This window comes from Infirmifilum tikiterense, assembly GCF_054696565.1.
Map to the genome: position 1 here is coordinate 1,831,076 of NZ_CP182482.1, position 12,897 is coordinate 1,843,972.

Consider the following 12,897-nt stretch of genomic DNA (forward strand, 5'->3'; position numbering starts at 1 on the left):
AGGGTGAAGGACGTTGCAGGAAGCGCTACTACTAGCCTGGCTCGCACCCTACCTCGCGACCGCAACCGTAATGGTGCTCAGCAAGTCGTCCTGGCGAGCCAAGTCACTGGTCTCCATCACCGCGCTCCTACTCTCAGCCCTAGCCTCGACCGTCGGCCTCCTAGAGGTGGCTCAGGGCCACGAGGTCCAAGCGCACTACCAGTGGGTCAAAACCCTGGGCGTCAACATCGGCGTGCTCTTCGACGGCCTCTCCTCGATCATGGCGGCCGTGGTCTCCTGGCTCAGCTTCCTCATAGCGGTCTACAGCTACGAGTACATGCGCGGAGAAGGGGGAGAGACGAGGTACTGGCTCTTCTTCACGTTCTTCGTCGGCAGCATGATGCTCCTCATCCTCTCAGACAACCTCCTCACCATGTTCATAGGTTGGGAGGGCACAGGCCTTGCGAGCTACGCGCTGATCGGCCACTGGTTCACAGACGAGGAAGAGAGGTGGGTCGGAGACCCAGGCCGCAGGGCGCTAGGCGTGCCCATGTGGTTCGAGCCCAGCCACTCAGGGCTCAGAGCCCTAGTCTTCACGAGGCTAGGCGACGTCGGCATGGTATTCGGGGTCGCGACGCTGCACACGCTCCTCGGGACAACGCTCCTGAGCGAGGTCGCGCGGGGCACGTGGGCCGCAAGCCTGCTCACTAGGGGTGTCCTGCCCGCTTTCCTCTGGCTGCTCTTCCTCGGCGCCATGGCCAAGAGCGCCCAGTTCCCCTTCCACGAGTGGCTCGTCACCGCGATGACCGGCCCAACCTCTGTCAGTGCTCTGATCCACGCCGCTACGATGGTCAAGGCGGGCGTGTACTTCCTTCTCCGCTTCGCCCCGATCCTCGTGGCCGCCCACGCGGCGCTGGCAGCCGCTGGCGCGCCGCAAGCCATACCCTCTTTCCTCGAGAGCCTCGCCCTTATCGGCGCCTTCACGGCGTTCATGATGGCTACGATGGCGCTCGTCAGCAGGGAGCTGAAGCTCATCCTAGCGTTCTCTACGGCGAGCCAGCTGGGATACATGTTCATGGGCGTAGCCGTGGGCACCCTGGCCCTTGGGTCGATAGGCGGCCTCACAGCGGGTCTAGCCCACCTGATGAGCCACGCGGTTTTCAAGGCGGCGCTCTTCCTGGCGGCCGGAGCGGTGATACACGCGGTGCACAGCCGCTTCATAGACGACATGGGTGGCCTAGCCTCATCCATGAAGCTCACAGCAGCGGCGTTCCTCCTCGCGGCGCTGAGCCTCTCCGGGATACCTCCCTTCGCGGGCTTCTGGACCAAGGACGAGATAATCCACCTGTCAGCCGAGGCGGGACTGCTGGTCCCCACGATGCTGGCCGTCGTAACCGCTGGGCTCACGGCCACCTACACGGCCCGCGTCTTCGCCAGGGTGTTCGCGGGAACGCCGCGCGAGCACCACGCCCACGAGCCCGGCCCGGCGATGCTGGCGCCCTACCTCACGCTGGGCCTGCTCAGCCTGGGGCTCGGAATAGCTTGGCCCTTCGTGAGCAAGGGCTTCGAGTCCACGCTTGAGCACACACTAGGAGTCACCCAGAGCGCCCCGCTGTCCGAGGCGACGCCCATAGCAGGGGCCACAGAGGCCACCTTAGCGTTAGCGCTCCTAGGCTTCCTAGCAACCCTGTACCTGTACGCCTTCAGGGCATGGAACCCCTACGCGAGGGTTAGGGAGAGCGGGCTCCTGAGGGGAATCCACAGCTTCCTCTACGACAGGTGGCTCATAAACCCAGTCTACTACAGGGTGATCGTCGCGGGCTTCAGGAAGCTTTCAGAGCTAACGTACAGGTTCGTGGACTCGGGCCTCGTGGACGCGCTCTACCACAGGGCCCTGCCAGCCGCGTTCACAGGCCTTTCGAGGATAGCGTACAGGCTCATCGAACCCGGCTACGACGCGCTCCTCCACACCCACCTCGTGAACCTCTTCAAGGCCCTATGGTCAAGCCTCAGGAGGATGCAGACAGGCCGAGCCCCACACTACCTGATCTACCTCTGGCTCGGCGCCTCAATCCTCCTGCTACTCGTGCTGGCGGGGTGGTTCAGGTGATGGGAGCAGTCTACGCTAGCCTGGGCGTCGCGTCGGTAGCCATCGTTGCCCTGCTCTTCGCAGGTAAGCGGGGAGTCCTGGCCCACGCCACAGCCGTGGCGGCGCTAGCGTTGCTCCTAGCCCTAACGCTCTACAGCTTAACCCTCACCCCGATCCAGGACCGCGAGGTCGCGGCAGACTGGTTCTCCCTTGCGGTGGCGGTCATAGCCCTGCTCGACGCCTTGATCAGCGTCTCGGGCTTCTGGGGGCCGGCGGGCGAGTACAGGTACGAGAACGGGGCCTACATCCTCGCGATCGCGGGCGTGACGGGCCTACTGGGGGTAGCGTGGTCGGGTAGCATACCGGTTCTCTTCACCTCGTGGACGCTATTCTCCGTCTCGAGCTACGCGCTGATAGCCATACCCCGCGACGCATACTCCGCCTCGGGAGCCGCGAAGTACGGCCTCATGAGCCTAGCCGCCTCAAACCTCCTGCTGCTCTCGCTCGGGGTAGTAGCCGTCGCAACGGGGAGCCTGCAGCTGAGCCCCCCTGCCTCAATGTCGCTCGCGGCCGGCTTGGGCGCCACGGCGCTCCTGCTAGCGGCAGTCGGCTTCAAGATAGGCGTATTCCCCTTCCAAGCTTGGCTATCCGACACCTACGGCTACTCAGACCCCCTCCCCGTCTCAGCCGTGGCCCCGCTCTCCAAGGCAGCTACAATACTCGCGCTCTACAAGCTCTCATCGATCCTAATACCCCAGGCCCAGGAGAAGTGGCTGCTGCTCGTAGGCGCTCTAGCCGTCCTGACCATGACGTACGGCAACGTGACAGCGCTGCTTCAGAGAGGGCTCCAGAGCCTACTTGCGTACAGCAGCATAGCCCAAGCAGGCTACCTGCTGGTGGGCCTAGCGGCCCTCGCCGTCCCCGAGGCGAGGAGGATAGCCCTCTACGGCCTCGCGCTCCAGCTACTAGCCTACTCGCTCGCGAAGACAGGCCTCTTCCTGCTCGCCAGGACGGTGCGCAGGCACGGCGACAAGCCCCCAGCACTCGACGAGCTGAGAGGGCTCTCCCAGGCAGACCCGGCCCTTGCGGCCTCGGCGGCGATACTCGCCCTGAGCCTGATGGGGCTGCCGCCGCTCGCGGGCTTCTGGGGCAAGCTGTACCTCTTCCTGGCCCCCGTGTACGCGGCCCCGTGGCTGACAGCCCTAGCGCTCATCAACACGGGCATTGCGGCCGCGTACTACGCCAGGCTCCTGAAAGCCATATACTTCGAGCCGGGGAGTGTGAGGTTGCAGGGCTACAGGGCGACGGTCGCGGCGGTGGAGGCCTGCGCCGCTATTACGGTTGTAGCCGCGCTGATCCCGCTGTTCATACAGCCGTAAAGCTGGAGGCTCGGAATTTTTTACAGCTTTTCACCCGTAAAGCTTTTCAAACCTTCCCTCAGTAGGCGTATATGCGGGTAGCAGAGGCCTTTGAGCGAGAGGCCCTTGAAAGGCTTGCCCTCCACGGCGACGTGAAGTACTTCTCCGTCGTCTTCCAGGACCTGGACGGGAGGATCCACGAGAGGGTGCTCAAGGCCAAGAACCCCGAAGCGCTCGCCGGGGGCTTCCGGGTGGACGGCTACTCAGTAGGCCTAGCCAGCATCGAAGACTCAGACCTCACAGTCATACCCGACCCCTCCACCCTGAGGCTGGTCAACTCACCCCTAGGCAGAACAGCCATCCTCGTCGGAGACCTCTACTACGGGTCAAAGCCCCTCCCCACCTACCCCCGCCACATCCTCAGGGAAGTTGCCGAGAACCTGGGCTTCGACCCCCTCGTGGGCCTCGAGGTCGAGTTCTACCTCACCAGCGGGTACAAGCCTGCGGACAACGGCTACTACTGGTCACCCCTCAGCAGCACAGCCTCCTCCTTTCTAGCCGGGGTGATAGAGGAGCTTGAGAACGCTGGCATAGGTGTGCACTCGGCGCACCACGAGGTTGGGCCGGGCCAGTACGAGCTACTCCCAGAGCCCATGAGCCCCCTAGCGGCGGCCGACGCCCTGCTCCTCATCAAGAAGGTTGTCTGGCACAAGGCCGCCCAGCAGGGCCTAAGCGCGACGTTCATGCCCAAGCCCTTCACAGGCCTACCCGGAAGCGGCCTCCACCTGCACCTCAGCGCCCACAGGAACGGGTCGAACATCCTCGTAGAGGACGGCCAGCTCACCGATCAGGGGCTCAGCTTCATAGCAGGCCTCCTCGCCCACGCCAGGGCCAACGCTCTGCTCACAAACCCCACCGTCAACTCCTACAAGCGCCTCATCCCGGGCTTCGAGGCCCCCGTCCTCGTCGCGTGGGGTGTGGGGAACAGGTCCGTCCTCGTCCGGGTACCGAGGGGCCCAAGAGGCGCCTCGGGGACCGTCGAGTACAGGCTACCGGACTCCTCAGGGAACGTGTACCTCGCGCTGGCAGCCGTGCTCTCAGCGGGCGCCGACGGGCTGAGGAGGAGCCTCAAGCCCCCGCCCCCATGTAGCGAGAACGCCTACAAGCTGGCAGGCCTCGAAGCCGTCCCGCGTACCCTCCACGAAGCCGCGAGCCTTGCTAGTAGCGCAACCCTCCCTGAAGGCGGTGGCAGGAAGGCCATAGAGCTGCTCGCCGCCTCCAAGCTGGAGGAGTGGGAGAGCTACATCAGCTCCACGGGCGCAACCCCTTCTCAGACGGAGGTTACGGAGTGGGAGCTGAGGAGGTACTTCGACAGGTAGCCTTAGAGCGGCTTCAGCCTCTCGAGGTACTTCTCCAGGAACCTCCTGTTCGCCTCGTCCCCGCCGGGCACGTTGGAGCTCATCCACACCTCGGGCTCGACGCCCCTCTCCAGGAGTATCTCCACAGCCCTAGCCACGATGGACTGCAGTATGAAGGCGCACACAATGGTAGAAACGGGCGCGACCCTCTGCGGGAAGCCCTCCAGCTTCAGCACGGCGTCACCCGCCGGCACCTTGTTGTCGATCACGACGTCCGCCAGCTCGTATAACCTCTTGCCGAGGGGGTTCGAGGCCGGGACGCTCCTGCTGTACTCGACGCTCGTCACAGCTATCACCTTCAGACCCCTCCTCCTCGCCTCGTCGGCCATCTCAACAGGCACCGCGTTCTTACCCGAGTTCGACACGATAATTAAGACGGAGTTCGGGTACACGGGGACCGAGTCGAGGATAGCCTTAGCGTAGCCCAGCGTGCGCTCGAGGAAAGTGCTCCTCAAAGCCCCACCGAGGCCCGAGAGGCTGAGGTCGAAGAGCGGGTAAACCCTGACGAGCCCACCAGCCCTGTAGAACATCTCAAGCGCCATGATCATCGAGTGGCCAGTCCCGAAGACGTAGACGAACCCGCCCCTAGCCAGCGACTCCGCGACGAGCCCAGCGGCTTTCTCGAGGTTCCCCTCCTCCGAGAAGAAAACCTGGCCCAGGAGCTCCGTGACAGCCACATAGAACTTCTCGAGAGCAGTACCCGGCACCGCTCACACCTCATACGCAAACCGCGCCCCGCCTATTTAAAGAATCGCCCGACCAAAGGGGGGATCACAGGTAGTGAAAAGTAGCATGGTACTAGCGTATGGCCTAAATAAGCCCAGACTCACTTTTCCTCACCAGAGTAATGCCGAAAAGGACATTATCTTTATTATGGAAAGTGCTTTCCTCACAAAAATGAAAAGATAGGAATATAAGGAACCCTGACACATTTTACGCGATATGCATGCAACGGGGTTGGGGGCGGAATTTTTACCCTTCCATAGCGGGTGGATCGTAGTCATCCCTGGAGGCAGGCCCCACGCCTTCAGGGTAGACTTCGCGCCCGAGGCTCTGACGGCTAGGGGAGTTCTGGCGAGGATCTCTGAGTGTTTCGCGAGCAACGACACGCCCATCCTGAGCTTGCACGTAAGCGGGAGCCCGGGCGAACCCTTCTGGGCTTTCATAGCCTGCGAGCCGCCCGACAGCAAGGCAGTCGAGAGGATCAGGGAGTGCCTGGCCAGGGCGCCCTACGTGAAAGGAGTCGAGTACTCCCCGCCGGTGGCCGAGGGAGTTGCCGTCGACGCCTGGGGCTTCCCGCCGCTACTGGGGGTATCCGCGCCGTTATGCTTCAGGAGCCGCCCCTCCGAGGGTTCCTACTCTACGGCTGGAGGCATATGGGCACGGGCTTCGGCTACATCCTCTACCACACGTTCTTCGACTCTGGCGCCGCGATGCACCGCGAGTTCTACTCGAGGCTCGCTAGGAGGCGCGAGGATCAGGCGAGGCTACTCGAGCATGTGTTCAGGCTTACGGGCTACGGCGTCCTCGAGGTCGCCGAGTTCACGGACTGGAAGTTCGTGGCGAGGGTGTACGACAGTGTCGAGTGCAAGCACCTCGGCGAGATAGAGGAGGCGGAGAGCATGATGATACGCGGCCTGCTCGCTGGCTTCGTGGCTGCTAGCTGGGGCGTGGGCAGGGAGGGCGTCGAGCCCCGCGAGACGAAGTGCATAAAGAGGGGAGACCCCTACTGCGAGTTCGTGATCACGAGGAGAGTGTGAGGAGCCGGCCTCTCTAGGCTTGATCTCCGAGGAAGGCCTTGAGGTAGGCCGCGCCTGGCCTCATCTGCCCCCTTCACCTTTCTGAGGGCCCCCTAGGGTCATGGGTCGCCCCTTTTCGGGGCGGGCCGCATCCTAGCGGCCTTCAGCCCGCGTCGCCGCGGGCACATCCCCTCCTCGCGCCGCGCGCGGCACCCGGCAAGCGGCCGTGGGGCCGTGCCGGGAACTGGGGCCGGGGCCTGGCGCCTCGCTGGGCTACTTCGCTATGTTTCTAGGCGCTCCGTGGACCAGCGCCTTGGAGGTGCGTAGCCAGCTACTCAGAGCTTCTAGCTGCTTCTCTGCATCGCAGGCCTTTAGGAAGAGCTTCGCCGCGTTGGCGCAGGCCGCCCAGTCCCTGCCGTAGGTTACGTTGCACCTGGGGCATCGGTAGTAGCGCTTCCCCAGCTCCACCCCATGCGAGCCGCACACTGGGCAACGCTTCCCGCTGACGTTGTTCTCCGGATCGAACCACCTCGCCCCCTCGTATGTCGCCAGGTTCTCCAGCCTCTCCGCTACCCTCAGCAGCGTCCTCTGTAGCCCCGAGCCTTTGAGAGACTCGGCCCGGGGCACATCCGCAACGAGTACGACGGTGTAGCCTTGGTCCCTGAGCTTTCTGATCAGGCTCCTCACCTCCTTGAGCGTGCTACGGATCCAGTCCTCGTTCACCCTCTTCATCTTCCTCGACGCCTGCCTCGCAACCCTCTCGGCGCGCTCCGGCGTCAGGTTTAGCCTCGCCCTTAGGCGCTCAGCGAGCCTCAGCGCCCCCTCCACCGCGGAGCCCCTTCCTCCCCTCTGCAACTCCTCGACGTCCCTCCTCTCCCTGAACCTCTCGACAGCTTCACCCCAGCTCTTAACCTTAGAGTAGCTGCGCATAACAGCAGCGAGAAGCCTCAGCATGGTGGTGTTGGGGGGCTTAAACACGCGCTGCGCCATTAGCCTCACCTCGCTGTCGAACGTGAAGGCCATCAAGTACAGCCCGTGGTTAGAGTTCACGTCCACCGCTACGATGGCCAGCTTTGTGTTGCCGCTCCACCACGCCGGCTTGGTCTCGCGGTGCGCAGCCAGCCTCAGCCTGCCCCTCGCTGTTAGTTGCAAAGTCAGCTTAACGTCCCTGAACCTCTGGACGTCCTCCAGCACCGCTCTAATCGAGGACGGCTTCATTTTTATTACAATGCCAGCGCTGGGGATGCGCAGCTCTTTCTTGGAGGCGTCGAGCACCGTAGCGGCGCCGCCTTTGCCGTGCAGCCTCCTACTACCTTCAATTATTTTTACTGACAGGGGCACCGGCGGCGGGGTGAACCTGACGCGCTTCTTCGACTCCCTCCTCGCCTCCCTGACCACTCTGCACCACTCTGCGGCGTAGTTGAGGATGTTCTTCGGCAACCCTGAAATCCTCGAAGCCTCTTCAACCAGCTCGTTACCGAACTTCTCCGGCTCCCCCCTGAACGCGTCGCCATACCTCTCTTCGAGGACCCTGCACGCCTGCCTGACTGCGCTCGAAAGCCTCACGTACAGCCGCTGAAGCCTCAGCCTCTCCTCCCTGCTGGTCTTGACACGCCAAACCCTGTAGCTATCGACAAGCCCCTTGTTGTTTTTACCCTCCCTGTTCCCGTTTCTCTTACTCTCACCACTCATACTCCCACCCCTTTCTTTCGGGGAGCCGGGCAAGCGCCGCGGCCCCCGTCCGCCCCCACGCCCGGAGGCGTGAGGTGCGGGGGAGCCGCAGCCAAAGCCCAGCCCCCCGCAGGGGCGCCGCGCAGCGTCTCACACACTGTGAGCTACGCTAGCATTAGCAGAGCTACGAGTAGCGGCGAGCAGTGACCGAGCTCAGCGCGAAGCTTAGAGCAAGTTAGCGTTCATCGTGCTAGGTGTGTTGCCGTCAACGCCACATGCAACGCACTCTCACATCCTGTGAAGCCCCAGCCTGCCGCGCGCGGCCCCAGGCGCGTGGGCGGCTTTGCGGCCCTCCCGCCGAGGCCAGCCCAGGCCCGGCGGCGCCAACGCTTCGCTAGCGGCCCGTCCACCCCCGAGGGCAGGGGGCCGGCTGCCAGGGGGCGGGGAGCAGCCGGAGAGCCGCCGAAAACAGCCCCTCGCCCTAGCCCGCGCCCAGGCCCCTGCGAGCGGAGCGGGGCGCGGGCCTCGGGCAGCCGGCTTGCGGGCGGGCACTACCGGCCCAGAGCCGGGCCCCTACGAGCGGAGCGCGGCCCCGAATGCCGGCACTTTCACGCCTCAGCGGCCGCGCTGGGAGCCCGCGTGGGGATCCCTGGGGGCGCGGCGCCTCACGGACGTAGCCCGCCGCCCCCTTGCGGGGGTCCGGCCTCCCCCTCTAACCCGCTCCCACCACGTCCCTGAGGAGCGTGGAATGGTGGGTTAGAGGGGGAGAAAAAGGGGTTGTTTTTCGGCGGCCCCGGCCCTTCGCCTCCGCCGCCACTCCCCCCTGAGCGCTAGTGCATTGGGGTCGGCGTAGCCTAGGTGCCCGGGGCCGGCGTCTGCATGCTAGTCGCTTAACGCCTCCCGCCCACTATCTTTTCCCCGAGAGTGCAGGCGCCCCCTGTGCGGCGCCAGTTTTCTCGGGGAAGCACCCTGTAGCCCGTGCCGCTAAAGCCGGATCACCCTTCACCGGCCACGCGTGCGGCAGCGGGCTTCATGTTTCCCTGTGCGGAGGGGGTTAATATTCATTCCGATGATTACGCCGAAAGTATAACAATGTTACACTTTGTTGGAGGCTTACTGCTTCTCCAGGGCTTACGGCTACGTGAGGAAGGCAAAAATATGCACGCACATCGCTACGGTCATGCTGCACCGGAGGCAGCTGAGGCTCCACGCCTGATAAGCCTCAAAGCGGCATCGCCGCAGGCCAGCTCCTCGATGCTGCAGCCGAGCGGCACGGGGCCGCAGGCCCTCTCCGTCAGGTAGACGCAACGAGTGTCGCCGATCACCGCCTCCCTGACGAGGCGGCTGAGCGGAGCCTCTCCAGCGCCGAGGTGATGTGCCTCGTGTTCCTCGCGGCGAAGGCCTTGTTGAGGGGCCTGGGCTGCCTGAGCCTCCAAAGCGTCGCCGTCAAGCCGGTCAGCTCGAGCCACCTGGCGACGCTCTCCCAGACCTCCCTGTCTACCTCGACCATCACCGCTAAGCGTGAGAGGAGGGTTATAAGCGTTCACATATGCTGTGCTCGCCGGGGCTATGCCAATGCGTCGCGCTCGAGCGCTCGGAGACTATCTGCGTCCGCATGACGCCGGCAGAGAAGGAGAGGCTGAGGAGGGAGGCCGCGGAGAGGGGCCTGAGCCTTTCTGAGTACCTCCGCATCAAGCTCCTAGGCTGAAAACAGCAAAGCCTTTTTCTCCCCTCCCCTTCTACCCCAGCGAGCATGCCGGCTGGAGCCTCTCACAGCCACTGTGACTGCACAGCTCCAGAGCCCGCACTCGAACACTCTCCTCAATCCCCTCTCAAGCCTGCGGGGGAGCAAGAGAAAGCGCGGGTCGAACACGGGAAGAATTCAGGGAAAGCTAAAAAGCACCATTGCTACTCAAAGGGGATACAGTGCTTCTGCAACATTGTTTTATTCTAGTATAAGATTGTTATTTTTGAAAGTCACATTGTTATACTGCAGTAAAATAATGTTATGTTGAAAAATAATGATGTTATTGCTGGGATTCCTGCTTCTGCTCCTGCTCGAGCTTCTTGAGCTCTTCCTCGATCTCCTTCTCGATCTCCTCTATGGGCTTGGGTGGGGGGGTGGTTGCGAGGGTGTAGCCGATCCAGGCTAGGATGCCGAAGACGCCGGCCACGGCTAGGAAGAGGGTTATCTGCACGACGAGCCGGCTCCAGGGTGTGAGGAAGACGAGCCACGCGTAGGCGAGGATCACGGCTATCGACGCTACGAGCAGGATTGCCCCGACGAGCTGGTCTCTGGACATACGCTTACTCAGCGATTGCACAATTTATATTTTTGTCGCCTATCCAGGAAAAATTTATCTTGAGGGGAGCCGCTCTCCACTCGTATGCTCAAGGCTGTTATCCTGGCGGGCGGGCTCGGCAAGAGGCTGAGGCCCTTGACGAACGACAGGCCTAAGCCGCTCGTGGAGGTTGCCGGCAGGCCTATCGTCGTATGGCAGGTTGAGTGGCTGAGGAGGCAGGGTGTCTCGACCTTCATCATGTGCGTTGGGCACCTTAAGGAGAAGTTCCTCGAGATCGTGGGGAACGGGTCCAGGCTCGGCGTGAAGGTGTACTACTCCGTGGAGGAAGAGCCCCTCGGCACCGGCGGCGCGCTCAAGAACGCTGAACCCCTGCTGAAAGGGGAGGACGTCTTCGTGGTGGTGAACGGCGACGTCCTGACGAACCTCGACGTCTCCAGGCTCGTGGAGAAGGCTAGGGGCGCTGTGGGCAGCATCGCCCTCGTGCCCCTCCCAAGCCCCTACGGCGTCGTGGAGACAGATGGTGAGGTTGCGAGGAGCTTCGTGGAGAAGCCCCTGCTGAGGGAGTACTGGATCAACGCCGGGGTGTACGCCTTCACGCCGAGGGTCTTCGAGTACCTGCCGGAGAGGGGGGACATCGAGAGGGAGGCTTTCCCGAGGGTGGCTAGGGAGGGGCTTCTCAGAGCCGTGAAGTACGACAGCGTAGCGTGGAAGAGCATCGACACTCACAAGGACATCGAGGAGGCTGAGAAAAGCGTGATACCCTACCTCAAGGCAGCTTCACCGCACACTAGCTCCTCGGCGCCGTAGCCGAGCAGCAAGAGGGGCTACAGGCCCTCTCGGTGAAGTAGAGGTAGCGGACGTTGCCGGCGACGGCCTCCCTCACGAGGCCAGCTGAGCGGAGCCTCTCTAGGGCGTTTGCTGTTACCTCGTGTTACTCGTGCCGAAGGCCCTGCTGGGCGGTTTAGACTACCTCAGGCGCCACAGCGTCCTAGCGAGGCCGGTCAGCCCGAGCCACCTAGCGACGCAGTCCCAGACCTCCCCGCTGACCTCGACCATCACAACTACGGGCGGGGATGGAGGTTATGAGCGCTCACACAGCTGTGCCGGCTAAGAGCTTGAGCTTTGCAAGCGGTGATCGAATATCTCCGCCTCAACCCCGCCAACTCCACTGGAATCGAGGGAAGACACGAGTCGAACACGGGAAGAAAACAGGGAAAAACTAAAAAGTAGCATTGCTACTTCAGAGTGCTGAGGTTCAGTGCGATGCTACCCAAAGAGCTCAAAGATTTCATCGAGCGAGTCTACCAGCCCAAGGCCTCGCTGAGGTTCTGGCGGAGGCTGCTCGGCCTCAACGGCGAGGAGCTGGAGGAGGCTTGGAGGGCTGTTCCGTGGGCTTACAGGGACGCGTTCGGCAAGGTCGTGTAGCCGAGGGTGCCGAAGAGGAAAAGCTACATAAGGTTCCCGTTGCTGTCGTGGACGCTGAGGCAACAGGGAGCAGACCTTCGGGAAAATGAGCTGGTCGTCAGGGTTTACAGGAGAACCTGCAGTATTCCTCTGCCCGAGCGCGGCTTGGAGTGGCTTCACAGGCAGGAGGAGGCCTGCCGTGACAGCGGCGGCAGGCTGACTAGGTACGTCACCATCAAGGGAGATGGAGAGATAAACGTCGTGCTCCACTGCTCGCACAGCCTGAGCGTGGAGGAGCTGCTCGAAAACCTCGAAGTGATCGCTGCAGTCGACGTGAACAGCAGCCACGGCTTCCTTCTCTTTGTGTACGACCTCAGCGACGGTGGCTTCAGGATCCGCAGGTTCAAGGTGCCTGAGGTGAACTGGAGGAGGATCAAGGAGCTCCAGCGAGCCGCGGCTAAGTCCAGGAGCCCCGGCGCCTGGGCCACTGCCCGTTGCGCGCTGAAAAAAGCACACAGGCGCCGCAGGGCCGCAGTGCTCAGAGCTGTGGCGGAGGTGGCTAAGGAGCTCAGGGGAAAGAGGGCGATAGTGTTCATCGACGTCCCATTCGACGAGTCGCTCCGCAACAACGGCTTACAGCGAACACTGAGGAGCTTCGCGGGGAGGCTGGAGAACGCCTTGGGATTCCACGGCATCCCAGTAATCGAGAGAACACTACCTTCGAAGCGCTGCCCGCTCTGCGGGAGCAAGCTGGAGGAGGCAGAGAAGAGGGGCAGGACGAGGGTGATGCGCTGCACGGGCTGCGGCAGGGCCTTTGAGAGGGACAGCGTTCCAGCCCTGCACGCGCTGAAGCTGTTCATAGGGGAAAGCGAGGTCGAGGAGCTGGCAGGGAAGCTGGCGAAGCGCTACGGCCTCCAGCGACCACAGGGCGGCTAG

The 12,897-nt window shown here is 63.1% G+C and carries 13 protein-coding genes; 8 read left to right on the top strand and 5 right to left on the bottom strand.

Features of this window, described 5'->3' with window-relative positions; all coding sequences use genetic code 11:
* Positions 1–13 precede the first annotated feature (13 nt).
* The 3 genes from ACNO7C_RS10070 to ACNO7C_RS10080 all read left to right on the top strand — a co-directional run bounded on the left by ACNO7C_RS10070 (position 14) and on the right by ACNO7C_RS10080 (position 4,805).
* On the top strand, positions 14–2,089 hold the full coding sequence (locus ACNO7C_RS10070; RefSeq protein ID WP_460024950.1) for an NADH-quinone oxidoreductase subunit 5 family protein: 2,076 nt from the start codon (positions 14–16) through the stop codon (positions 2,087–2,089).
* Entirely contained in the window at positions 2,089–3,447 is a 1,359-nt protein-coding gene (locus tag ACNO7C_RS10075) for an NADH-quinone oxidoreductase subunit N (RefSeq protein WP_460025934.1), read from the top strand. The genes ACNO7C_RS10070 and ACNO7C_RS10075 overlap by 1 nt, the downstream gene beginning before the upstream one ends.
* Before the next feature lie 71 nt (positions 3,448–3,518).
* Positions 3,519–4,805, top strand: a complete 1,287-nt coding sequence (locus ACNO7C_RS10080) for a glutamine synthetase family protein (protein ID WP_460024951.1) — start codon at positions 3,519–3,521, stop codon at positions 4,803–4,805.
* Positions 4,806–4,807: 2 nt separating this feature from the next.
* Here ACNO7C_RS10080 and ACNO7C_RS10085 read toward each other — a convergent pair whose 3' ends face one another.
* The gene (locus tag ACNO7C_RS10085; protein ID WP_460024952.1) at positions 4,808–5,551 is read right to left on the bottom strand and encodes a sugar isomerase domain-containing protein; all 744 of its coding nucleotides are present in this window, start codon (positions 5,549–5,551) and stop codon (positions 4,808–4,810) included.
* Between the two features lie 618 nt (positions 5,552–6,169).
* Here ACNO7C_RS10085 and ACNO7C_RS10090 point away from each other — a divergent pair.
* Positions 6,170–6,604, top strand: coding sequence for a V4R domain-containing protein (locus ACNO7C_RS10090; protein ID WP_460024953.1), 435 nt, complete (start codon positions 6,170–6,172; stop codon positions 6,602–6,604).
* A gap of 252 nt (positions 6,605–6,856) precedes the next feature.
* Here ACNO7C_RS10090 and ACNO7C_RS10095 read toward each other — a convergent pair whose 3' ends face one another.
* The 3 genes from ACNO7C_RS10095 to ACNO7C_RS10105 form a co-directional block, all read right to left on the bottom strand.
* Positions 6,857–8,275, bottom strand: a complete 1,419-nt coding sequence (locus ACNO7C_RS10095; RefSeq protein ID WP_460024954.1) for a zinc ribbon domain-containing protein — start codon at positions 8,273–8,275, stop codon at positions 6,857–6,859.
* A 1,157-nt stretch (positions 8,276–9,432) separates the two neighbouring features.
* On the bottom strand, positions 9,433–9,579 hold the full coding sequence (locus ACNO7C_RS10100; protein ID WP_460024955.1) for a hypothetical protein: 147 nt from the start codon (positions 9,577–9,579) through the stop codon (positions 9,433–9,435).
* Positions 9,576–9,764, bottom strand: a complete 189-nt coding sequence (locus ACNO7C_RS10105; protein WP_460024956.1) for a hypothetical protein — start codon at positions 9,762–9,764, stop codon at positions 9,576–9,578. The genes ACNO7C_RS10100 and ACNO7C_RS10105 overlap by 4 nt, the downstream gene beginning before the upstream one ends.
* Positions 9,765–9,803: 39 nt before the next feature.
* Between ACNO7C_RS10105 and ACNO7C_RS10110 the strand changes: the two genes are divergently transcribed.
* Positions 9,804–9,962, top strand: a complete 159-nt coding sequence (locus ACNO7C_RS10110) for a plasmid mobilization protein (protein WP_460024957.1) — start codon at positions 9,804–9,806, stop codon at positions 9,960–9,962.
* Between the two features lie 319 nt (positions 9,963–10,281).
* Here the strand turns inward: ACNO7C_RS10110 and ACNO7C_RS10115 are convergent, their stop codons facing one another.
* A complete protein-coding gene (locus ACNO7C_RS10115; protein ID WP_460024958.1) occupies positions 10,282–10,557 on the bottom strand; it encodes a transcriptional regulator in 276 nt (91 codons plus the stop codon).
* Between the two features lie 84 nt (positions 10,558–10,641).
* Here ACNO7C_RS10115 and ACNO7C_RS10120 point away from each other — a divergent pair, with 84 nt between their 5' ends.
* The 3 genes from ACNO7C_RS10120 (at position 10,642) to ACNO7C_RS10130 (ending at position 12,897) form a co-directional block, all read left to right on the top strand.
* Positions 10,642–11,364 carry a nucleotidyltransferase family protein gene (locus ACNO7C_RS10120; RefSeq protein WP_460024959.1) on the top strand — a complete coding sequence of 241 codons (723 nt, stop codon included), beginning with the start codon at positions 10,642–10,644 and terminating at the stop codon, positions 11,362–11,364.
* A 456-nt stretch (positions 11,365–11,820) separates the two neighbouring features.
* Positions 11,821–11,982, top strand: a complete 162-nt coding sequence (locus ACNO7C_RS10125; RefSeq protein WP_460024960.1) for a hypothetical protein — start codon at positions 11,821–11,823, stop codon at positions 11,980–11,982.
* A 6-nt stretch (positions 11,983–11,988) separates the two neighbouring features.
* A complete protein-coding gene (locus ACNO7C_RS10130) occupies positions 11,989–12,897 on the top strand; it encodes a hypothetical protein (protein WP_460024961.1) in 909 nt (302 codons plus the stop codon).